Genomic DNA, 21,041 nt, shown 5'->3' with positions numbered 1-21,041 from the left:
CCGGTCGTGACGTCGCTGCGGCAGACCGTGCGTTCATCGGCACCGCCTGCGCGCACTGCCCGCATCGGTCCTCCGCGGCACTGGAACGCCCTGGCCTCGGCAGCTGAGCCGAAGCGTGTGAGTTGTCACCGGCAAAGCCGTCTGAACCGGCGGACAGGACCGGTCGAGGCAGCCCAGTTGTCACCGATGAGGCATTCGGCTTGTCACAGGTGCTCATGCGGCAGCCGTCCTGTCACCAGCACCGAGGCGGGCCGGGGGCGTTCGCTGCGGTCCGCCGGGGTTGCCCTCGACTGCGGCAATCCTGCCCTCAGTCACCCGCACCACCCACTCGACGACTGTGCAACCTTCAGCTAACAGTGAGGAGTTGGATGTGATCCGGTGTCTCGCTGGCATGATGAGGGAACAGGGGCAGTTGCCTGGTGGCCGGGTGATTCGGGGGCGTCATGGGAGCGGATGAACTCGCTGCGGCCGCTGTCGGGGTCCTGGCAGCTGTGATCACGGGAACAGCGACCAGCATGGGCGAGCAGGCTGGGGCCGCCGTCGCACAGATCGTACGAGACCGGCTGGGAGCGTCGGATCGCGGCCGGGCCGCACTGGCAGATCTTGAGGAGTCGGGGGCGTCCCCGGAGACGCGGACCGGGGCATCGGCGGTTCTCGCCGAGGATGTCAGGCTGGGCAGTCAGCAGTGCACGCAACGGGTTCCCCGCCGAAGGGGACGAAGGGTGCAACGCGGGAACTGCGAACTATGACGTCGTGTTGCCTGCCTGTTGTCTCAGCTTCGTGTCATTTCCTCAGGCGGGTGCAAAAGGCTGACGGCTCCTCAGTCCTGGTCCGCGTCGTCTGCTGTGTGAGGAAGCAGGGGAAACAGTCGGGTGATGAGGGCCACCGGTCGAGCTCCGTCGGGCCGGGCCAGGGGGCGTTGTTCGCGGTCCTGGTAGGGCGCGAGCGCCCGTCGGATCACGTTCGCGACTCGGCTCATCTCTTCGGGTGTCAGGTAGGCGACGGCGCTGAAGGCTTCGTCATGGCGCCATTCGGACGGCGCTTCATCCCGCTGGGTCAGCCATCGCTGCCAGCTTTCGTCCTCCAGCCCGCGGGCCAGATCGCCGAACTGCTCCTCCGCCATGGGACCGTCGGCAGCGGGGGTGTGCTGCTTCAGACGCCAGGGCCGTGCGCGGCCCCCGCTGTGGGGGGCCTCTTCGATGTATCCGTGACGTGCGAGCTGCCGTAGGTGAAATGAGCAGAGGCCGGAGCTGTAGCCCAGTCGGGAGGCGGCTTCGGTCGCTGTGACGGTGCCGACTTCGGCCAGCAGGTCCAGCAGGGCCGTGCGGACTTCGTGCCGGCGCAGTTCTTCGCCGGTGCTGGCTGCCTGGTCGTCCGGGGTGTTGACGTCATCTTCAGTCACTTTGCAAAGTCTGCTACTTTGCAAAGAACTTCGCAAGCAGCAGTACGGCTGAAGGCATCAGCCGCGGTGGCCTCCGCGGCATCTGTGGCGTGCGCAAAAAGGAGACAGCCATGTCTGTTCGTGACGAGCGGTCCCGTTCCGTCGACCGACGAGTCCGTGTGCAAGGCCGCCCGGTGGATACCTATCCGGCTCTGCCGCCGGAGGCGGGACGGGGTTCGGTTCGCAGGGTCACGGTGGTCGGTGAGCAGGTGCTGAGCCGTCCGTGCCGGGAGGTGACCGAGTTCGGGACTCCGGAGTTGTCGGCGTTGATCGACGACATGTTCGTAAGCATGTATGTGGCCGACGGCGCCGGCCTGGCTGCCAACCAAGTTGGCCTTGACCTGCGCCTATTCGTGTACGACTGCCCGGACGACTATGGAATCCGGCATGTCGGCCACATCATCAACCCCGTCCTGGACCTGCCCGATCCGAGTAGTCGCCGACTCGTTGACGACTACGAGGGATGTCTGTCCGTGCCCGGTGCGGGCATGGCGGTCCCCCGCGCCGATCGTGCTGTCGCCCGTGGGGTCGACAAGGATGGCAACCCTCTCGTCATCGAGGGGCTGGGGTACTTTGCCCGGTGTCTGCAGCACGAGACCGATCACCTCGTGGGCCACACGTATCTTGACCGGCTCTCCAAACGGGACCGCAAGGACGCGTTGCGGCAGATGGAAGACCGCCGGGAGGAGGTCTTCGCCCAACGCGCGATCAAGGCCGCCCGCCTGGGCCAATGAGACGCTTGGCGGCAGCGGCCACTTTTCTTCCGAAGGGCGTGGGCCGCATTCTGCGGCCCCGTTCAGCGCGTTCGATCAGGGTTCGGCCCAGGTCCTTTTCGAGCCGGTTGATCTGGGTTGTCAGTGTCGATTGGTGAATGCCGAGGGCTCGGGCGGCTTCGGTGACAGGGAAGGTTCACCGGCTCGCGACGCCCGGCAAACCTTCCCGGTCACAGCACTGCCCGGCGTCGCAGGGGAACACCCGCGCCCACGCGGCCCACAGCGACAGGGACAACGACCAGGGCGACAACTGGCGACCGAGAGCAATTGGTTGCGACGTGATCAGATCACCACGTCCTACATCGACGAAGACTTTGGAGTGTCTGTGGCCTTATACCGCTGAGCCGATACCGTTCCTAGCCAGTGTGCATGAGTGGGTCCTGGACCCAGTCATGTGTGCTGGGCGCGTCCCGAACGGTGTTGGATGCGCTGGGTTGCCGCTTTCTCGTCCCGTTCGGCGGCACGTCTTTGGGGGCGTGGTCCGTGGCGGGTGGGCGGGTTCCCTCACGTCCTCGGGTGCCTGGCCTGGCCTGGGCGGTCCGATGCCCCGCACGATCTCTCCGGTCGTGTGGGGGCGGTGCCGTCCGACGCCGGACCGGGTGTCCGAGGGCGCGTCGTCCGATCGCGATGCCGGCGGCATCGTGACGGGACATCTTTCGTTTGGGGGTGGTCAGTGGTTTCTGCCAGTGCTGGGCACCCCAGATGCTGGTGTAGGCGGGGTCGACCGCGACGATGCTCAGGCCCTGTTCGGCGGCCATGGAGACGAGCCGGGCCTTGAGCTTCCCGGTCGGGATGCCGGAGATCAGCTGCCTGAACCGTTTCCTGCGGCCGTGTTTCTCGCGGGTCTTCTCGGTGGTGAAGTCGAGGTCCTCGATGCCGATCGCGGCAACACCGGCCTGCTTGGCCCAGTTGATCAGGCGGGTCAGTGCGTGGCGGATCTGGGCATCGCGGTGAGCGGCGGTGCCGGACAGGTTGTAGGGGAAGTGCCGGGGCTCGCCGGTGGGGTTGCCGTGTGGGTCGAGGTGGTAGGCGGCGAAGTGGTCGGCGTTGGTGTCGACGCCGATCATGCCCCGGGCGCGGGCGGTGGCCAGTGGGATCGTCTGGACGGCGGGGCGTTGCCAGGATGCGGTGAGGTACCAGCGGCTGCGGTCGGTGTCGAGGTGGATGCGGTAGGCGACGGCCCGGTTCGTGGTGATGCGGTCGGCCCACTCCACGCCCCGGTGCGCAAACCTTACGGTCGAGGTGAGGGTGTACCGGCCGTTCTTGGCGTTGGCCAGGTGGGAGAGCGGGGCGGGCAGCTTGATCGATACTTCGCCGTCCGGGGTGACGCGGATGGTCTCGTTCCCGAACCGCTTCCCGGACTCACCGTCCGCGGCAAGAAACCAGCGTTCCGCCTCCCAGCGCTCCCGCCACTGCTCCTCGGTGAGGTGGGCCTGGGGGAGGTGGTGGCGGGTGTTGAGGAGGCGTTTGCCGCCCCGTACGACCCGGACGCGTCCGGCCTGCCGGTCACGGACCGCAGCATCATGCCGGGCTTCCAGCGCCGCGAGGCGGCGGGACTTGTGGAACCACTCACCCCTGGACCGGTAACCACCCGGGGCCCGCTTCGTTCCCGGCGCGCCGATAGGGAGGGACAGGCGGTGCCGCAGCGTCCCGATCCCGGCCTCCAGCGTCTGGACGTGCGCCGCCTGGCAGCGCCGGGCCAGTGCCCACTGGTCATGGGTGGCCTTGGTGATCGCACCGGCGATCCGCGACGACGACACCCCGGTCAGGTCCCGCTTGCGTGACGCCCAGGTCTGCGCACTGTGCTCCAGACCGTCCGCACAACGGGCCTTCAGATCACGGGAAGCCAGACGGCCCTGGTGCTCACCGACCGCACGCAGAACCTCCTCGTCCCGGGGCGTGAGGTGCTTGAGACGGTCCCGAACCGCCACCCCGCACGGCCCGGCCACCACGAACGGCGCCGCCAACTCCCGCACACCACCCACCACAACACCCCCTCCCACAAGACCGGACACCCACCACCCAGCCCAACGAGCACCAACCGCAAAGGTCACCCATTCGACCCCAGAACCCCCGTTCCCACCCCACGAACCCACCGCCAGCACCCACCCCTGCTCACCACAACCCACTTCAACGCAGCAAACCAACAGCAGTCCACACCCCCGCGCCCGTCGCGTGGTTCTACCCGGCTCCGCCGCTCTCGGCGCGCGCGGTCCGACGCACCGTCGCCGAATTCCGAACCGTCCTGCCCAGGTGGCTGGCGGCCCGCTCTCCCTCCTCCCGTCCGCTCGTCTACGTGAGCCTCGGCACCTTGACCACCGCAATGACCGATCTGCGTACCGTCGTGGGAAGTGCATACCGGGAGATCATGGCCGCGCTCTCCGCAATCGACTGCGACGCGATCGTGTCCGCGGGCAACCTCGCGAAGCACCGACCCCCGCATCAAGGTCGTCGAACACGTCCCGCAACCGCGCTCCTGCGCCACGCCGACCTGTTCGTCACGCACGGCGGCCGGGCATCCCTGCTCGACGCGGTGCAGGGCGCAACGCCCGTCTTGGTCATGGGCATTCTCGCCGACCAGCCCGACAACGCCACCGCGTTCGCCCGGCGCGACCTCGGGCGCGCGCTGGACCTCACGGCGACGCGCGTCGAGATCGCCGAAGCCATCACGGCCGTGCTCGGCACCCCGCAGTACGCCGCCGCCATGCGCACCGCCGACGCCGAACTGTCCCAACTGCCACCACTCGACCTCATCGAACAGTGGACGCTGCACGGCCGTCGTTGCGCTACCGGATGGCATCAAGGCTGAGCAGGTCACTCCGCACCTCACCAGGAGTCTCCTCGGCATCCCGCCCCAGCTGCGGCGGACGCTCACCTGGGACCGAGGCCGGGAAATGGCCGAGCACCAGGCGATCACCGCCGAGAGTGGGATGCCGATCCACCTCTGCAAGCCGCGCAGCCCGTGGCAGCGCGGCACCAACGAGAACGCCAACCGGCTGCTTCGGCAGTACCTGCCCAAGGGCGCGGACCTTCGCACGTTCAACCAGGCCGCTGTGGACGCCATCGCCCACGAGCTCAACCACCGTCCGCGCACGTTCCATGGCCACCGGACTCCGGCAGAGGTCTACGCTGACCTCCTGAACAGCGGTGATGCGGTGACCGCTTGGGCTCGCCATCGTTTGCCGACAGGGAGGCGGCCCGCATCGCAGTGCGGTGCACCAGGCCGCCCAGGATGAGGGTCAGACCGGCCTCGAATGCCGACTCGTGGTCGATCACAGGCATGTCCGCCTGCGGATCCGAGTCGTCGCCGGAGCCGGCGTCCGCCTGTTCCTCCAGGACGCTGCCGACCGTGAATCGGCCGGCAGCCAGCATCGCCATCTGCGCGTCCCGCTCAGGCACTCCCGAGGTGACCAGGAAGTCCATCTTGCGGCGGATCCGATCGAGGTCGCCCGCAGGGGTGCTGCCTGCGTGGAGGCGTGCGCCGTCCCGGTGCATCAGCAGGGTGCGCCGGAAGCTCCGCGTGTTGTCCAGGAACCAGTCGCCCCAGTCGTCGTCGGGCATCGGCAGCGGGGCGGCCGCATGCGGTGCCATCGCCGCCTCCGCCATGGCCGCGAGGAGGTCCTTCTTGGTGCGGAAGTACCAGTAGAGCGAGGGCTGTTCGACGCCCAGCCGCTTTGCCAGCCGCCGTGTGCTGACCGTGTCCAGCCCGACCTCGTCGAGCAGGTCGAGCGCTTCGGAGACGACGATCTCCCGGTTCACCTTGGTCACGTTGACAAATCTATCACTGATAGATGAGATGACTCTGAAGAGGAATCATTCACTGATAGATTTTTTGGGGTGATAGGCATGGCCTACGGATCGGGAGCGCGCCCCCTTCGGGTCCTTGTTGTCGGCGGCGGGATAGCAGGCCAGGCGCTGGCTTTCTGGCTCACGCGGGGCGGCCACAGGGTGACCGTCGCCGAACGCTTTCCGGCGCTGCGGGCCACCGGGGCGCAGGTCGACCTCCGCGGGCAGGGCATCGAGGCCGTCGAGCGGATGGGGCTGCTGGACGCTGTCCGCGGCAAGCTGGTGGACGAGGCGGGTGTCGCCTTCGTCGACGCGCGCGGCAGGGCCAGGGCGACGATCATGGCCAACACCTCCGGCCGCGGCCGGCAGAGCCTCACGTCCGAGTACGAGATCATGCGCGGTGACCTGGTACGCATCCTGCACGACGCCACCAAGGACGACACCGAGTGCATCTTCGGCGTGAGCGTGGACGGCTTCGAACAGGACGGACAGAAGGTCGTCGCGCACTTCTCCGACGGCTCCTCCGGCGAGTTCGACCTCCTGGTCGGCGCGGACGGGCAGGGATCGCGCATCCGTCGGGCGATCCTCCCCGCGGACTTCGACCCGTACTGGCGGATCGGCATCCACATGGCCTACTGGTTCATGCCGCGCACAGCGTCCGACAGCAACATCCGGGACACCTACATGGTCCCGGGAGGCCGTCAGATCATGCGCCGCAGCCACAACCCGGCCGAGACCCAGGTGTACTTCGTGATGCGGGAGGAGTCCGAGGAGGCCTCGGCGGTCCACCGGGAGCCCGTCGAGCGCCAGCGGGAGTTCTGGGCCGGCAGGTTCCGCGACGCGGGGTGGCAGACCGAGCGCTTCATCGACGGCATGCGGACGAGCCCCTTCTTCTACTCCCAGGAGATCGTCCAGGTCCGAACCGACACCTGGTCCCAGGGCCGCGTGGTCCTCGCCGGCGACGCCGCCCACTGTGCTTCCCCGTACAGCGGCATGGGCATCTCCGGCGGCCTGGTGGGCGCCTACGTCCTGGCGGGCGAGATCAGCCGGCACCAGGGCGACCTGCCGACCGCACTGGCAAACTACGACCGCGTGCTGCGGCCCTTCGTCGACGAGATCCAGGGCGAAGTGAATCCGCGTCTCCTGCGCCTGGGCATGCCGATGACCCAGCGTGCGATCGACGCCTTCCAGGCCGCCACCGCACTGGCCTGCTTTCTGCACGTTCCCGGTCTCGCCGCGCGCCTTGCGAAGGAGGACCGCGGCGGCAGCTGGCAGCTCCCCGAGAACCCGGCGACGATCAGCGCCGTCTGAAAGCGGTCAGACATCGGGGGCCGATGGCCGTTGCGAGTAGCACGACAAGAAGGAAGGCACTGGTCCGCAGAGTGATCAGCGCCCTGTCGACTCCTGCCGCTCACTCCTGCCCGCAGTCGTCATCACCTTCATCCGTGTGCGGGTCGCGTAGCTGTCGCAGCCCCGGCGCGGCAGTCGGTGTGGCGGTGCCTGGACAGGCCACTCCGCGGTGGATGTACCAGCGCATCTGCACGGGAATGTAGCGTGATCGGATGATCGATGGCATACACCGGATCGACGCGGAGGTACGGCTCCGTCCCGCCGCCCCGGCCGACGCCGCCTCCCTCGCCGAGGCCCTGACCCGCAGCCGGGTGTACATGCGGCCCTGGGAGCCCGAGCGGCCCGACTCCTTCTACACCGAGCGGGGGCAGCAGGAGCGGCTGGGCGGAATGCTCGCGGACCGGGAGGCGGGCCGGGCGATGCCGTGGGTGCTCGCCGATGAACAGGACCGCGCGGTGGGTGGGTTCAACCTCACCGGCATGGTGCTCGGGCCGTCCCGCAGCGCGATTCTCGGCTACTGGATCGATGTCGAGTACACGGGCCGTGGTCTGGCCACGGCCGCCGTGCAGCGGGTCTGCGAGGTGGCCAGGGACGGGCTGGGCCTGCACCGGATCGAGGCGGGGACGGCGCTGGACAACGTGGCGTCGCAGCGGGTGCTCGCCAAGTGCGGCTTCGAGGAGTACGGACTGGCCCCGCGCTTCCTGCACATCAACGGCGACTGGCGCGACCACCGGCTGTTCCAGCGGATCCTGTACGACGGTTCGTCGTTGACGGCGTGAGGTCCGTCCGGGGCCCGTCGATCCCCGGACGAGCTGCGCGGGCGGTCGCCCGGCGGCCCGGGGACCGGGCGGCTACGGACGGAGCGGCTCGGGGACGGAACGGCTGCGGACGGAGCGGCTCGGGGACGGAACGGCTGCGGACGGAGCGGCTCGGGGACGGAACGGCTGCGGACGGAGCAGCCCGGGGACGGAACGGCTGCGGACGGAGCAGCCCGGGGACGGAACGGCTACGGACGGAGCAGCCCGGGGACGGGGCGGCTACGGACGGAGCAGCCCGGGGACGGGGCGGCTACGGACGGAGCGGCTGCCGGGGGCGACCGGTACGCACCCGCACATGCCGGTGCCCGTCGAGCGGCCACGGCGGCCGCGCCGGAAGAATCTCCGCGAAGCCGTAACCGCTCTTCTCCGCGACCCGGCAGGACGCCTCGTTGTCCATCTGATGCAGCAGGTTCAGCTGCACGAGCCCGTCCCCGGCGAACGCCTCGAACGCCCAGTCGGTGAGCGCCCCGAGCGCCTGGGGCGCGACCCCGCGGCCGCGCGCCGATGCCACTGTCCAGTACCCGACCTCCGCGCTGCCGGAGCCCGGGGCGGGGTACTTGAGCACCACCTGGCCGACCAGCTCGTCACTGCGATCGCGATCGACCACCGCGAAACTGAAGCGGGTACCGGCTTCCCGGCCCTCCTGCTGCACCCGCAGCCAGAGCCGCGCCTCCGCCTCGTCCGTGACCTGGGAGGCCAGCATGGCCCGCATCGCGGGATCGCGGTAGGCCTCGATCAGGGCCGGCAGGTCTGCGGGCAGCCAAGGCCTGAGCAGGAGCGGGCCGGCCTCGGGGCCGGCGGAGCGGAGATCGTGGTGGTCCATCGGCACACTGTACGGGCCCGGCACCTGCCGGTCCACGTGGCAGCAGGGGTTCCGGGGCGGCGCCCCGAGGGGCACTCTGGGGGAGTCCTCGACCGGAGACCCCGAGGCGGTGACTTGCGCATGGCGGCGGGCAAGCGCTCGTACGACTGGCGGTTCGGCTCCGGGCGCCCCTGCCTGGATCTGGTGGCCACCGGGACCGGCACCTCCGGCGCCGGCGAACTGCTCGACGGCGCCGAGCAACTCGCGGAGTGGCTGGTCGCCTCCGGACTCGTACCGAGCGGCACCCGACTCGACGCCGTGGACGACACCTGGGTGGTGCGCTTCCGGCAGCTGAGGAGCGGCGTCGAGCGTCTGCTGGCCGCCGAGCTCGGCGGCCGCGGGGCCGAGGGCGCCCTGGAAGGAGTCAACGCGCTCGCCGCGGCCGCCCCGCCGGGGCTGCGGGCCGTGCGCGGCAGGAGCGGCACGCTGGTACGGGCACTGAGCGCCGACCCCGAGTGCGGGGCGCTGCTGGCCGCTGTCGCCCGCGACGTCGTCGAACTCCTGACCGATCCCGTGGCGCGGGCCGGGCTGCGCCGCTGCGAGGCCGACAACTGCCGCCGCCTCTACCTGGACACCTCGCGCGGCCGCCGACGCCGCTGGTGCTCCAGCGAGGTGTGCGGGAACCGGGAGCGGGTGGCCCGGCACCGGCGCAGGGCGGCGGCGGTGGCAGCCGTGGACGCGGCCGCGGCCGTGGCCGCGGTGGAGGGGGCGGACACGGGAGCGCCCTACCGGAAGTGACCGCGGTGTCGAGGACCGGCGAGTATTTCGATAGGCGCGGCAGGTGCGCGGCGGGCTCCCCTTCGCATAAGGTTGACGGCTGCCCAATGCACGTCAGAAGGGGGCCTCGGTGGCCGCGCAGGATGCCGCTGTCGATTCGTTGCGGGACCGGGAAATCGGTGTCGAGCAGGAACATCTCGACCGTGTCTATCACCGCCTCGAAGAGAAGATCCACGAGGCGGAATTTCTCATGAACGACGCCGTCAAGCGCGGCCAGGTCGGTACCCCGGGAGCGCTCGCCGAGCGCGACGCCCAGGTGTTCCGGGCCGGAGTCCACCTCAACCGGCTGAACAGCGAGTTCGAGGACTTCCTCTTCGGAAGGATCGACCTGCTGCTCGGCAAGGACGGTGAACGCGGCCCGGACGGCGCGTACACCTCCGTCGAGCCGGCCGACGACGCCGTACGCGAGGACCGGTCCGCCGACATCGCGGAGACGCTGCACATCGGCCGGATCGGAGTCCTCGACTCCGACTACGCGCCGCTGGTCATCGACTGGCGTGCACCGGCCGCCGCCCCGTTCTACCGGTCGACGCCGAAGGAGCCGGGCCGGGTGGTGCGCCGCCGGGTCGTCCGCTCCAAGGGCCGCAGGGTCCTCGGCGTCGAGGACGACCTGATGCGCCCCGAGCTGACCGCCTACCTGGGCGGCGAGAAGCTCCCCGTCATCGGCGACGGCGCCCTGATGGCGGCGCTCGGCCAGGCCCGCAGCCACACCATGCGGGACATCGTCTCCTCCATCCAGGCCGAGCAGGACCTGGTGATCCGGGCCCCCGCCGCCTCCGTCACCGAGGTCTCCGGCGGCCCCGGCACCGGCAAGACCGCCGTCGCCCTGCACCGTGCCGCGTACCTCCTCTACCAGGACCGGCGGCGATACGCGGGCGGCATCCTCGTCGTCTCGCCGACCCCGCTCCTCGTCGCGTACACCGAAGGCGTGCTGCCCTCGCTGGGCGAGGAGGGGCAGGTCGCGATCCGCGCGGTCGGCTCGCTCTCCGACGAGGCGGCCGGCGTCGCGGGCGCCACCACGTACGACGAACCCGCCGTCGCCCGGATCAAGGGCTCCTCCCGGATGCTCCAGGTGCTGCGCAAGGCGTCACGCGGCGCACTGGAACAGCCCGGCACCCCCCGCCGGGCGGCGGACCGGAACGGCCAGCTGTCCTTCGGCGACGAAGCGGAGGGAACAGAGGGAGTAGAGGGAGGAGACGTTACAGAGGGGGCGGAGGGAGCAGAGGGAGCAGGCGGGGCTCCGGCCACCCCCACCCGGCTGCGGGTCGTGGCCTTCGGCGCCCGGGTCGAGCTGAACGCCGACGAACTGCACCGCATCCGGCAGTCCGTCCTCGGCGGCACCGCCCCGGTCAACCTGCTGCGCCCGCGCGCCCGCAGAATGCTCCTGGACGCCCTGTGGAACAAGTCCTCCGGCCGGGGCCGCTACACCGACCCCGAGCTGGCCGCCGAACTGCGCTCCTCCTTCGACGAGGACGTCGCCACCGAGGCCCCCTTCCTGGACTTCCTGAACGCCTGGTGGCCCGAGCTCACCCCCCGCGGGGTGCTCGCCGCGATGGCCGACGAGAAGCGGCTCGGGCGCTGGGCGCGCCGGGTGCTCAACCAGGGCGAGGTGCGCCGCCTGGCCCGCTCCCTGAAGCGGCTCGACAAGAAGGGCGACGGACCGCTCTCCGTGCACGACGTGGCGATCCTCGACGAGCTGCAGACGCTGCTGGGCACCCCGCACCGGCCGAAGAAGAAGCGCGAACTCGACCCGCTGGACCAGCTCTCCGGCCTGGAAGAGCTCATGCCGCAGCGCGAGGAGACCCAGCGCGAGCGGGCCGAGCGGCTGGCCGCGGAGCGTACGGAGTACGCGCATGTCATCGTCGACGAGGCGCAGGACCTCACGCCCATGCAGTGGCGCATGGTCGGCCGCCGTGGCCGGCACGCCACCTGGACGATCGTCGGAGACCCCGCGCAGTCCTCCTGGTCCGATCCGGACGAGGCCGCCCGGGCGCGCGACGAGGCGCTGGGCAACCGGCCGCGCCGCCGCTTCACCCTCACGGTCAACTACCGCAACCCGGCGGAGATCGCCGAGCTGGCCTCGAAGGTCCTGGCGCTCGCGATGCCCGGAATGGAGTCACCGGCCGCGGTCCGCTCCACGGGCGTGAAGCCGCGCTTCGAGACCGTGCAGGACGGCGATCTGGCCGCTTCGGTGCGTGAGGAGGCGCGGCGGCTGCTGGCCGAGGTCGACGGCACGGTGGGGGTGGTCGTCGCGATGAACCGCCGGGCGCAGGCCCGCGACTGGCTGGCCGGTCTCGGCGAGCGGGTGGTGGCCCTGGGCAGCCTGGAGGCGAAGGGGCTGGAGTACGACGCCACGGTGGTCGTCTCGCCCGCGGAGATCGCGGACGAGTCCCCGGCCGGTCTGCGGGTGCTGTACGTGGCGCTGACGCGTGCGACGCAGCAGCTCACGGTGGTTTCGGGGCAGCGGGACCTGCCCGACGAGGACGGCGTCCCGGACCTGCTGAGGGACTGAGGCAGCCCCGGGGCAGGGGAGCAGACCCGGGGCAAGGAAGCGGAGGCACCACCGGGCGGACGGATTTCCGTACCGATCCGTCCGCCGGGAATCACTTCTCCGGGGTCTTTGTTAGCCTGGTGTCGGCACCGGCTCGATCCAAGCCCCCGGGCCCAACCTTCGTCGCTTCGAGCGACCACTTGCCGCGAGGCGAGCATGGCGGGTCGGTGCCGCTCGACCAAGAAGACAGACCCGCGTCACCTTCCGGTGACGCGGGTCTGTTCTTGGTTACGGGTTCCGCCGGACTAACCCTATCTCGTATGGTGGAAAATGCTTTCCGAACCGTGGCAGTCATTACCGGCTACCGGCCAGTAGGTGCGACGATCGGAAAGCGTGACCGAGGTGAGCGCCCCGGCCGCGCGGCAATGAAGCTAAGGAAAGCGAAGGACTCGGCCATGGCAACGGCGCCCAGCGTCTCGTACTCGATGACGGTCAGGCTGGAGGTGCCCGCGAGTGGCACAGCGGTCTCCCAGCTCACCACGGCCGTGGAGTCCTCCGGCGGTTCGGTCACCGGCCTCGACGTGACCGCCTCCGGCCACGAGAAGCTGCGGATCGACGTCACCATCGCGGCCACCTCCACCGCGCACGCCGACGAGATCGTCGAAAACCTGCGCGGCATCGAGGGTGTCGTACTGGGCAAGGTCTCCGACCGTACGTTCCTGATGCACCTCGGCGGCAAGATCGAGATGGCGTCCAAGCACCCCATCCGTAACCGTGACGACCTCTCGATGATCTACACCCCGGGTGTGGCCCGGGTCTGCATGGCGATCGCCGAGAACCCCGAGGACGCCCGCCGTCTCACCATCAAGCGCAACTCCGTCGCAGTTGTGACGGACGGCTCCGCGGTGCTGGGCCTCGGCAACATCGGGCCGAAGGCCGCCCTGCCCGTGATGGAGGGCAAGGCCGCCCTCTTCAAGCGGTTCGCCGGCATCGACGCCTGGCCGATCTGCCTGGACACCCAGGACACCGACGCCATCGTCGAGATCGTCAAGGCGATCGCCCCCGGCTTCGCGGGCATCAACCTGGAGGACATCTCCGCACCCCGCTGCTTCGAGATCGAGGCACGGCTGCGCGAGGCCCTCGACATCCCCGTCTTCCACGACGACCAGCACGGCACCGCGATCGTGGTCCTGGCCGCGCTGACCAACGCACTGCGCGTGGTGAACAAGGGAATCGGGGACGTACGGGTCGTCATGTCCGGCGCCGGAGCGGCCGGTACGGCCATCCTGAAGCTCCTCATCGCCGCAGGTGTCAAGCACGCGGTCGTCGCCGACATCCACGGCGTGGTGCACGAGGGCCGCGAGGACCTGGTCTCCGCCGACGCCGACTCGCCGCTGCGCTGGATCGCGGACAACACCAACCCCGAGTCCGTCACCGGCACCCTCAAGGAGGCCGTCGTGGGTGCCGACGTCTTCATCGGCGTCTCCGCCCCGAACCTGCTGGACGGCACCGATGTCGCCGCGATGGCCGAGGGTGCGATCGTGTTCGCGCTCGCGAACCCGGACCCCGAGGTGGACCCGGCAATCGCCCGCCAGTCGGCGGCAGTTGTCGCCACCGGCCGTTCCGACTTCCCGAACCAGATCAACAACGTGCTGGTCTTCCCGGGTGTCTTCCGCGGCCTGCTGGACGCGCAGTCCCGCACCGTCAACACGGAGATGATGCTCGCCGCCGCGGGCGCCCTCGCCGAGACCGTCGCTGAGGACGAGCTGAACGCGAACTACATCATCCCGTCGGTCTTCAACGACAGGGTCGCGGGAGCGGTCGCCGGTGCCGTCCGCGACGCGGCCAAGGCGGCGGGCGTCGCCGCACCGGCCCCGGGCGACCTCGGCTGAGACCGGCCCGCCCGCCGGGCCCGTCACGGCCGCGCAAGCGGTGCGCACGGTGGTGGCGCCCCTCACGTTGGCCCGACGTACGGCGCGTCGCGGGTCGCGGCGCCCCAAACGCCCCTTTAGGGTGGGCGGGCGGCGCGTCCCGCAGAGCCCCGCATCCGCTGCGGACCGCTTTCGGGGAGTCGACGGAACGTCACCACGATGAGGCGAGGGTGCCTTTCGTGCGACTCCGGAGGGTGCCGGATTGGCTTTCCCGCCGCAGGTGGGGGCAGGATGCGTAATCGGGCGCGAGGGTCTGGAGACAGACCCGGGTCCGGGGACTGTCCGAGGGCCCTGGCAGCATCGGCTTCGATCTCACGCCTCACAGGCAAGAAGAACACGGGAGTAACAACATGAACCGCAGTGAGCTGGTGGCCGCCCTGGCCGACCGCGCCGAGGTGACTCGCAAGGACGCCGACGCCGTGCTGGCCGCCCTCGCCGAGACCGTTGGTGAGATCGTCGCCAAGGGCGACGAGAAGGTCACCATCCCCGGCTTCCTGACCTTCGAGCGCACCCACCGTGCCGCTCGCACCGCTCGTAACCCGCAGACCGGCGACCCGATCAACATCCCGGCCGGCTACAGCGTGAAGGTCTCCGCGGGCTCCAAGCTCAAGGAAGCCGCCAAGGGCAAGTAAGCCCCACAGGCGCGACGAAGGGCGGTCACCCGACCAGGGTGACCGCCCTTCCGTGTACCGGCCCGAGAGGGCCCGTTCCGGGGCTCTGCCGCCCTCGTCGAGCGGGCCTTTACGCCCCGTCCCCGGCCGGGGACGGGAAACGGGGGCCCGGGGCAGCGCCCCGAACCCCCGTCAGCAGTCCTGCGGCCGCCCGTCTCAGACCAGCGCGCCGCCCGGCAGCTCCACCTTCGCGCCGAGCTTCTCCAGCTTCTCCATGAAGTTCTCGTAGCCGCGATTGATCAGGTCGATGCCGTGCACCCGCGACGTGCCCTGCGCCGCCAGGGCGGCGATCAGGTACGAGAATCCGCCGCGCAGGTCCGGGATGACCAGATCCGCGCCCTGAAGTTTCGTGGGCCCGGACACGACCGCCGAGTGCAGGAAGTTGCGCTGTCCGAAGCGGCAGTCGGAGCCGCCCAGGCACTCGCGGTAGAGCTGGATGTGCGCGCCCATCTGGTTGAGGGCGGAGGTGAAGCCGAGCCGGGACTCGTACACCGTCTCGTGGACGATGGACAGGCCCGACGCCTGCGTCAGGGCCACGACCAGCGGCTGCTGCCAGTCGGTCTGGAAACCCGGGTGCACGTCCGTCTCCAGGGCGATGGCGTTCAGCGCGCCGCCCGGGTGCCAGAAGCGGATGCCCTCGTCGTCGATCTCGAACGCGCCACCGACCCGGCGGAAGGTGTTCAGGAACGTCATCATCGAGCGCTGCTGTGCGCCCCGTACGTAGATGTTGCCCTCGGTGGCCAGCGCCGCGGACGCCCAGGAGGCCGCCTCCAGGCGGTCCGGGATCGCCCGGTGCGTATAACCGTCCAGCCGGTCGACACCCGTGATCCGGATCGTCCGGTCGGTGTCCATCGAGATGATCGCGCCCATCTTCTGCAGTACGCAGATGAGGTCCTCGATCTCCGGCTCCACGGCCGCGTTGGACAGTTCGGTGACGCCCTCGGCGAGCACGGCCGTCAGCAGCACCTGCTCGGTGGAGCCCACCGACGGGTACGGCAGCCGGATCTTCGTGCCGCGCAGTCGCTGCGGGGCCTCCAGGTACTGGCCGTCCGCCCGCTTCTCGATGGTCGCGCCGAACTGCCGCAGCACGTCGAAGTGGAAGTCGATCGGCCGGCCGCCGATGTCACAGCCGCCGAGCCCCGGAATGAACGCGTGGCCCAGCCGGTGCAACAGCGGGCCGCAGAAGAGGATCGGGATGCGCGACGAGCCCGCGTGGGCATCGATGTCGGCGACATTGGCGCTCTCGACATGGGTCGGGTCCAGGATCAGCTCGCCCGGTTCGTCACCCGGCCGGACGGTCACACCGTGCAGCTGCAGCAGTCCCCGCACCACCCGCACGTCGCGGATGTCGGGCACATTGCGCAGCCGGCTGGGCCCGCTGCCGAGCAGCGCGGCGACCATCGCCTTCGGCACCAGGTTCTTGGCGCCTCTGACACGGATCTCGCCCTCCAGCGGGGTTCCGCCGTGGACAAGCAGGACATCGTCTGTGCCGGTCATGAATCTCGCGTTCCGGAGTGGTCGGGCAGGGGGCCAAACGAAAGGGTAATGGCCCACGGCCCCCCTACCGTAAGAGGGACGGGGGCTGCGCGAACGTCATGAATTCGCCACAACACGCTCTGCTCCCCAACTCTTGCGGAGGGTTACCGTCCGCAAGGCCTCCCAGGGGGTGCGCTCCCCATGCGTCCGTGCGCCCTGAGCTGCGCCCCGAGCCCGGCGCGGCTCTCCCCGGTGACCGGTCGGCCCGCCTGGTGCCCGCGGGGACCGAAGATGCGGGATCATTTCTGCCATGACCGAGGTGTCCTCGCTCACAGGGCGACTACTCGTGGCCACACCCGCGCTCGCGGACCCGAATTTCGACCGCGCGGTGGTGCTGCTCCTCGACCACGACGAGGAGGGCTCACTCGGCGTGGTCCTGAACCGGCCGACCCCGGTGGGCGTCGGTGACATCCTCACGTCATGGGCCGGTCTGGCCGGTGAACCGGGCGTCGTCTTCCAGGGCGGCCCGGTCTCGCTCGACTCGGCACTCGGTGTGGCCGTCATCCCCGGCGACGAGGGCCCCTCCCCGAGCGCACGGCCCCGCCCGAACAGGGGGGACCCCGTAGGCTTCCGCCGGGTGTACGGGGCGATCGGTCTGGTGGATCTGGAGGCCCCGCCGGAGCTGCTGGCCGCGGCGCTCGGCTCGCTGCGGATCTTCGCCGGGTACGCCGGCTGGGGCCCCGGGCAGCTGGAGACGGAACTGTCCGAGGGGGCCTGGTACGTCGTCGAGTCCGAGCCCGGAGACGTCTCCTCCCCGCGTCCGGAGCATCTCTGGCGGGCGGTCCTGCGCCGCCAGCGCAGCGAACTGGCGATGATCGCCACCTATCCGGACGACCCTTCGCTGAACTGATCCGCCGGGCTTTCAGTACCCTGGCGGTTATGAGCACTCTTGAGCCCGAGCGCGGGGCAGGTACGGGCACCCTCGTAGAGCCGACGCCGCAGGTGTCGAACGGCGACGGCGACCACGAGCGCTACGCCCATTACGTCCAGAAGGACAAGATCATGGCGAGTGCCCTGGAGGGCACCCCCGTGGTCGCACTGTGCGGAAAGGTCTGGGTACCGGGCCGCGACCCGAAGAAGTATCCGGTCTGTCCCATGTGCAAGGAGATCTACGAGTCCATGGGCGCCGGCGGCGACAAGGACAAGGGCAAGGGCGGCAAGGACAAGAAGTAGTCCGGGGGCTGTCCGGCCACCATTGCTTCCGGGCCCCTGGGGCGCGCGTGACGCGCGCCCCAGGGGCCCTTTTCGTTGCACGCAGCCCCTTGAATCCGCCCCCGCCCGGGGCCCTCCGGGTTTCTTCGCGGTTCGGGGTTCTTCGGGGTCTTCCTTCGGGGTCTTCGCGTTGCACGGGCCGCGTCGCCGGGTCACAGAGTGGTCGAGACCACTTGTCGGCGTCTGTGCGCGCACCTACTCTCCTGCCAGTTGTGCATAACGAAACGTACGTTGCGTATGTTGCAACGCCTATCGGTAGGGGATACCGGATGAAGCTGTCTGCCCGAATTGCCGCCCCGGCCGCGGCGCTTGTGCTGGCGGGTCTCACCGCCACCGCCTGCGCGCCGCAGACCTCCGACGGCGGAGCCGAGGGGGACGAGAAGACCGGCACGCTGCGGGTCTGGTTGTTCCAGGAGGTCGGCAACAAGCCCAAGGAACAGGTCGTCGAAGCGGCGGTCGCCGAGTTCGAGAAGGCCCACAGGGGAGCGAAGGCCGAGGTCGAGTACATACCGGTCGACACCCGGGCCCAGCGCATCAAGGCGGCGTTCAACGACCCGAAGAGCGCCCCGGACCTCATCGAGTACGGCAACACGGATACCGCCGGATACGTCAAGGACGGTGGACTCGCCGATGTGAGCGCGGAGTTCGCCGCCTGGGACGAGGCCGAGGACACCGACCCGACGGCCAGGCAGTCCGTGACGGTCGGCGGCAAGGTCTACGGGGCGCCGCTCTTCGTCGGCGTACGCGCGCTGTACTACCGCACCGATGTCCTCGAGGAGTTAGGGATCGAGGCTCCCAAGTCCCAGGCCGAGCTGATCTCCACCGCGAAGAAGATCCACAAGAAGAAGCCGGACCTGTACGGGCTGGTGGTCGGCGGCGCCTACACCTACGGCGCCTTGCCGTTCATCTGGGCCAACGGCGGCGAGCTGGCCGACGAGAGCGGCGGCGTCTACCAGGCGGCCATCAACAGCGACAAGGCCCGCAAGGGTATCGAGGCCTACACCTCGCTCTTCGGCGACGACAACTGCCCGGCCGCCAAGTGCGCGGCCATGGGCGGCAACGCGACCATCACCGCGTTCGCCTCCGGCAAGGCCGCCATGGCGATCGGCGGCGACTTCAGCCACACCGCCGTCGAGGCGGGACCGGTGAAGGGCACGTACGCGGTGGTGCCGCTGCCCGGCGTCGCCGAGGGCTCCGTCGCGCCGGCCTTCGCGGGCGGCAACAACATCGGCGTACTGAAGAGCAGCTCGCACCGCACCCTCGCCGTCGAGCTGATGAAGTCCCTCACCGGCAAGCGGACACAGGGGAAGATGTTCGACGCGATGGGCTTCCTGCCCACGTACACCGATGTACGGGCCGCGGCCGCGAAGAAGGAGCCGTTCGTCGAACCGTTCGTCAGGACGCTCGGCGCGGGCGCCAAGTCCGTCCCGGCCTCGCCCGGCTGGGGCCGGATCGACTCCTCACTGGTCCTGCCGACGATGTTCCAGGAGATCGCCAGCGGCCGCAAGGACGTGGCGAAGGCCTCGGACGACGCGGCGAAGAAGATGGACGCGGCGTTCATCGACGCGGGCTGACGATGACCGCGAACAGTACGGCGCACAAAGCGCCCGGCACTCCGGGGGCGGGCGGCACTTCCCCCCGGGCGTCCCGCCGCCCGGCCTCGCCCGCGCGCCGCTCCGGCCGGACCCCCTGGCTCTACCTCCTGCCCGCGCTCGTCCTCCTGGGCGGGCTGCTCGTCTACCCGATCTGCCAACTCGGCCTGATCTCCCTCCTGGAGTACACCCAGGCCCAGGTCAGCGGCGGCGAACCGACCACCTTCCAGGGGTTCGGCAACTACGCGACGCTCTTCGGCGACAGCCAGTTCTGGCAGGTTCTCCTGGCGACCGTGGTCTTCGCCGCGGTCTGCGTACTGGCCACCCTGCTGGTCGGCTGCGTACTCGCCGTCCTGCTGACCCGGGTCCGGGCCGTGCCGCGACTCGCGCTGATGCTGGCCGCGCTCGGCGCCTGGGCGACCCCCGCGATCACCGGTTCCACCGTCTGGGTGTTTCTCTTCGACCCGGACTTCGGCCCCGTCAACCGGGTGCTGGGACTCGGTGACTTCTCCTGGACGTACGGGCGTTACAGCGCCTTCGCCCTGGTGCTCCTCGAAGTGCTGTGGTGCTCGTTCCCGTTCGTGATGGTGACCGTGTACGCGGGCATCCGGGCGATCCCCACCGAGGTGCTGGAGGCGGCCGCGCTGGACGGGGCCTCGCAGTGGCGGATCTGGCGGTCGGTCATGGCCCCGATGCTGCGGCCGATCCTCGTCGTCGTGACCATCCAGTCGATCATCTGGGACTTCAAAATCTTCACCCAGATCTACGTCATGACGAACGGCGGCGGCATCGCCGGCCAGAACCTGGTGCTCAACGTGTACGCGTACCAGAAGGCGTTCGCGTCCTCGCAGTACAGCCTCGGCTCGGCGATCGGTGTCGTGATGCTGGTGATCCTGCTGGCCGTCACGCTCGTCCATCTGCGCCTGGTACGGCGTCAGGGGGAGGAACTGTGAGCGCACGGAACATGCTGCGCGTCCGCCGTCCCGGCCGCCTGGCCGCCGAGGCCGCGGCCCTGCTGATCGCCGCGGCGGTCGCCTTCCCGCTGTACTGGATGGTGCTTTCCGCCCTCAAACCGGCCGGCGAGATCCAGTCCACCGACCCCCGCCCGTGGACGCTGTCACCGTCCCTGGACTCCTTCCGCCGGGTCTTCGAGCAGCACGACTTCGGGCGGTACTTCCTCAACAGCCTGATCGTCGCCGGTACGGTCGTCGTCCTCTCCGCGCTGATCGCCTTCCTGGCGGCGACGGCGGTCACCCGGTTCACGTTCCGCTTCCGCACCACGCTGCTGATCATGTTCCTGGTCGCGCAGATGGTGCCGGTCGAGGCGCTGACCATCCCGCTGTTCTTCCTGATGCGGGACTTCGGCCAACTGAACACGCTCGGCTCGCTGATCCTTCCGCACCTCGCCTTCTCGCTGCCGTTCGCGATCTGGATGCTGCGCGGCTTCGTCAAGGCCGTGCCGGAGGCGCTGGAGGAAGCCGCGTACATCGATGGCGCGAGCCGCACCCGCTTCCTGTGGCAGATCCTCTTCCCGCTGGTCTTCCCCGGCCTGGTGGCGACCAGCGTCTTCTCCTTCATCTCGACCTGGAACGACTTCCTGTTCGCGAAGTCGTTCATCATCAGCGACACCTCCCAGTCGACGCTCCCGATGGCGTTGCTGGTCTTCTTCAAACCCGACGAGAACGACTGGGGAGGGATCATGGCGGCCTCGACGGTGATGACCATTCCCGTGCTGGTCTTCTTCGTACTCGTACAGCGCCGCCTGGTCTCGGGACTGGGCGGAGCGGTAAAGGACTGACCC

Annotated in this window: 18 protein-coding genes and 2 pseudogenes; 14 read left to right on the top strand and 6 right to left on the bottom strand. The window is 69.7% G+C overall.

Annotated elements, in window-relative coordinates:
• Window positions 1-820 precede the first annotated feature (820 nt).
• Window positions 821-1,402, bottom strand: a complete 582-nt coding sequence (locus tag ACF08M_RS02630) for a winged helix-turn-helix domain-containing protein (protein WP_392183391.1) — start codon at window positions 1,400-1,402, stop codon at window positions 821-823.
• Between the two features lie 110 nt (window positions 1,403-1,512).
• On the opposite strand from ACF08M_RS02630, the gene def reads away from it, so the two are divergent.
• Complete coding sequence (gene def, locus ACF08M_RS02625; RefSeq protein WP_392183390.1) at window positions 1,513-2,175, top strand: peptide deformylase; 663 nt, start codon at window positions 1,513-1,515, stop codon at window positions 2,173-2,175.
• On the opposite strand, the pseudogene ACF08M_RS02620 reads toward def, so the two are convergent.
• A pseudogene (locus tag ACF08M_RS02620) lies at window positions 2,150-2,329 on the bottom strand (LysR family transcriptional regulator); the annotation flags it as partial. The gene def and the pseudogene ACF08M_RS02620 overlap by 26 nt on opposite strands.
• A gap of 241 nt (window positions 2,330-2,570) precedes the next feature.
• Window positions 2,571-4,199, bottom strand: coding sequence for an IS200/IS605 family accessory protein TnpB-related protein (locus tag ACF08M_RS02615; protein ID WP_392183449.1), 1,629 nt, complete (start codon window positions 4,197-4,199; stop codon window positions 2,571-2,573).
• Between the two features lie 71 nt (window positions 4,200-4,270).
• Here ACF08M_RS02615 and ACF08M_RS02610 point away from each other — a divergent pair, with 71 nt between their 5' ends.
• A complete protein-coding gene (locus ACF08M_RS02610) occupies window positions 4,271-5,023 on the top strand; it encodes a glycosyltransferase (protein ID WP_392183448.1) in 753 nt (250 codons plus the stop codon).
• Window positions 5,013-5,246, top strand: a pseudogene (locus ACF08M_RS02605) (IS30 family transposase); the annotation flags it as partial. The gene ACF08M_RS02610 and the pseudogene ACF08M_RS02605, both read left to right, overlap by 11 nt.
• 43 nt (window positions 5,247-5,289) lie before the next feature.
• Here the strand turns inward: ACF08M_RS02605 and ACF08M_RS02600 are convergent.
• Window positions 5,290-5,982 (bottom strand): TetR/AcrR family transcriptional regulator C-terminal domain-containing protein, encoded by a 693-nt coding sequence (locus tag ACF08M_RS02600; RefSeq protein ID WP_392183389.1) that lies wholly within the window; start codon window positions 5,980-5,982, stop codon window positions 5,290-5,292.
• Between the two features lie 78 nt (window positions 5,983-6,060).
• On the opposite strand from ACF08M_RS02600, the gene ACF08M_RS02595 reads away from it, so the two are divergent.
• Together ACF08M_RS02595 and ACF08M_RS02590 are read left to right on the top strand one after the other, a co-directional pair.
• Window positions 6,061-7,311, top strand: coding sequence for an FAD-dependent monooxygenase (locus ACF08M_RS02595; protein ID WP_392183388.1), 1,251 nt, complete (start codon window positions 6,061-6,063; stop codon window positions 7,309-7,311).
• Window positions 7,312-7,562: 251 nt separating this feature from the next.
• Window positions 7,563-8,129, top strand: coding sequence for a GNAT family N-acetyltransferase (locus ACF08M_RS02590; protein ID WP_392183387.1), 567 nt, complete (start codon window positions 7,563-7,565; stop codon window positions 8,127-8,129).
• A gap of 289 nt (window positions 8,130-8,418) precedes the next feature.
• Here ACF08M_RS02590 and ACF08M_RS02585 read toward each other — a convergent pair whose 3' ends face one another.
• Entirely contained in the window at window positions 8,419-8,991 is a 573-nt protein-coding gene (locus tag ACF08M_RS02585; protein WP_392183386.1) for a GNAT family N-acetyltransferase, read from the bottom strand.
• A gap of 120 nt (window positions 8,992-9,111) precedes the next feature.
• On the opposite strand from ACF08M_RS02585, the gene ACF08M_RS02580 reads away from it, so the two are divergent.
• The 4 genes from ACF08M_RS02580 (at window position 9,112) to ACF08M_RS02565 (ending at window position 14,861) form a co-directional block, all read left to right on the top strand.
• Complete coding sequence (locus ACF08M_RS02580) at window positions 9,112-9,768, top strand: CGNR zinc finger domain-containing protein (RefSeq protein WP_392183385.1); 657 nt, start codon at window positions 9,112-9,114, stop codon at window positions 9,766-9,768.
• 109 nt (window positions 9,769-9,877) lie between these two features.
• Entirely contained in the window at window positions 9,878-12,319 is a 2,442-nt protein-coding gene (locus ACF08M_RS02575; protein ID WP_392183384.1) for a HelD family protein, read from the top strand.
• Window positions 12,320-12,753: 434 nt separating this feature from the next.
• Window positions 12,754-14,190: an NAD-dependent malic enzyme gene (locus ACF08M_RS02570; RefSeq protein ID WP_392183383.1), complete on the top strand. Its 1,437-nt coding sequence runs from the start codon at window positions 12,754-12,756 to the stop codon at window positions 14,188-14,190.
• Between the two features lie 389 nt (window positions 14,191-14,579).
• Window positions 14,580-14,861: an HU family DNA-binding protein gene (locus ACF08M_RS02565; RefSeq protein WP_003968811.1), complete on the top strand. Its 282-nt coding sequence runs from the start codon at window positions 14,580-14,582 to the stop codon at window positions 14,859-14,861.
• A 195-nt stretch (window positions 14,862-15,056) separates the two neighbouring features.
• On the opposite strand, the gene murA is transcribed toward ACF08M_RS02565, so the two are convergent.
• On the bottom strand, window positions 15,057-16,397 hold the full coding sequence (murA, locus tag ACF08M_RS02560) for a UDP-N-acetylglucosamine 1-carboxyvinyltransferase (RefSeq protein ID WP_093900252.1): 1,341 nt from the start codon (window positions 16,395-16,397) through the stop codon (window positions 15,057-15,059).
• Window positions 16,398-16,686: 289 nt separating this feature from the next.
• Here murA and ACF08M_RS02555 point away from each other — a divergent pair, with 289 nt between their 5' ends.
• From ACF08M_RS02555 to ACF08M_RS02535, 5 genes are all read left to right on the top strand, one after another.
• On the top strand, window positions 16,687-17,286 hold the full coding sequence (locus tag ACF08M_RS02555) for a YqgE/AlgH family protein (protein WP_392183382.1): 600 nt from the start codon (window positions 16,687-16,689) through the stop codon (window positions 17,284-17,286).
• 29 nt (window positions 17,287-17,315) lie between these two features.
• The gene (locus ACF08M_RS02550; RefSeq protein WP_072484142.1) at window positions 17,316-17,609 is read left to right on the top strand and encodes a DUF3039 domain-containing protein; all 294 of its coding nucleotides are present in this window, start codon (window positions 17,316-17,318) and stop codon (window positions 17,607-17,609) included.
• Window positions 17,610-17,917: 308 nt separating this feature from the next.
• Window positions 17,918-19,222, top strand: a complete 1,305-nt coding sequence (locus ACF08M_RS02545) for an extracellular solute-binding protein (RefSeq protein WP_392183381.1) — start codon at window positions 17,918-17,920, stop codon at window positions 19,220-19,222.
• A 2-nt stretch (window positions 19,223-19,224) separates the two neighbouring features.
• Complete coding sequence (locus ACF08M_RS02540; protein WP_392183380.1) at window positions 19,225-20,193, top strand: carbohydrate ABC transporter permease; 969 nt, start codon at window positions 19,225-19,227, stop codon at window positions 20,191-20,193.
• Window positions 20,190-21,038 (top strand): carbohydrate ABC transporter permease, encoded by an 849-nt coding sequence (locus ACF08M_RS02535; protein ID WP_392183379.1) that lies wholly within the window; start codon window positions 20,190-20,192, stop codon window positions 21,036-21,038. Before ACF08M_RS02540 ends, ACF08M_RS02535 begins: the two co-directional genes overlap by 4 nt.
• Window positions 21,039-21,041: the final 3 nt, after the last annotated feature.

Source organism: Streptomyces sp. NPDC015032 (assembly GCF_043080425.1).
Classification (GTDB): Bacteria; Actinomycetota; Actinomycetes; order Streptomycetales; family Streptomycetaceae; genus Streptomyces.
Note: the sequence above shows the minus strand (reverse complement) of the source record. Positions and strands in the feature narration are given on the sequence as shown.

Excerpts from the sequence above, each read along its gene's own strand:
- murA (WP_093900252.1), bottom strand. The coding sequence starts at position 16,397 with ATGACCGGCACAGACGATGTCCTGCTTGTCCACGGCGGAACCCCGCTG.
- def (WP_392183390.1), top strand. The coding sequence starts at position 1,513 with ATGTCTGTTCGTGACGAGCGGTCCCGTTCCGTCGACCGACGAGTCCGT.
- ACF08M_RS02555 (WP_392183382.1), top strand. The coding sequence starts at position 16,687 with ATGACCGAGGTGTCCTCGCTCACAGGGCGACTACTCGTGGCCACACCC.
- ACF08M_RS02550 (WP_072484142.1), top strand. The coding sequence starts at position 17,316 with ATGAGCACTCTTGAGCCCGAGCGCGGGGCAGGTACGGGCACCCTCGTA.
- ACF08M_RS02585 (WP_392183386.1), bottom strand. The coding sequence starts at position 8,991 with ATGGACCACCACGATCTCCGCTCCGCCGGCCCCGAGGCCGGCCCGCTC.
- ACF08M_RS02540 (WP_392183380.1), top strand. The coding sequence starts at position 19,225 with ATGACCGCGAACAGTACGGCGCACAAAGCGCCCGGCACTCCGGGGGCG.
- ACF08M_RS02595 (WP_392183388.1), top strand. The coding sequence starts at position 6,061 with ATGGCCTACGGATCGGGAGCGCGCCCCCTTCGGGTCCTTGTTGTCGGC.
- ACF08M_RS02545 (WP_392183381.1), top strand. The coding sequence starts at position 17,918 with ATGAAGCTGTCTGCCCGAATTGCCGCCCCGGCCGCGGCGCTTGTGCTG.
- ACF08M_RS02590 (WP_392183387.1), top strand. The coding sequence starts at position 7,563 with ATGATCGATGGCATACACCGGATCGACGCGGAGGTACGGCTCCGTCCC.
- ACF08M_RS02570 (WP_392183383.1), top strand. The coding sequence starts at position 12,754 with ATGGCAACGGCGCCCAGCGTCTCGTACTCGATGACGGTCAGGCTGGAG.
- ACF08M_RS02580 (WP_392183385.1), top strand. The coding sequence starts at position 9,112 with ATGGCGGCGGGCAAGCGCTCGTACGACTGGCGGTTCGGCTCCGGGCGC.
- ACF08M_RS02565 (WP_003968811.1), top strand. The coding sequence starts at position 14,580 with ATGAACCGCAGTGAGCTGGTGGCCGCCCTGGCCGACCGCGCCGAGGTG.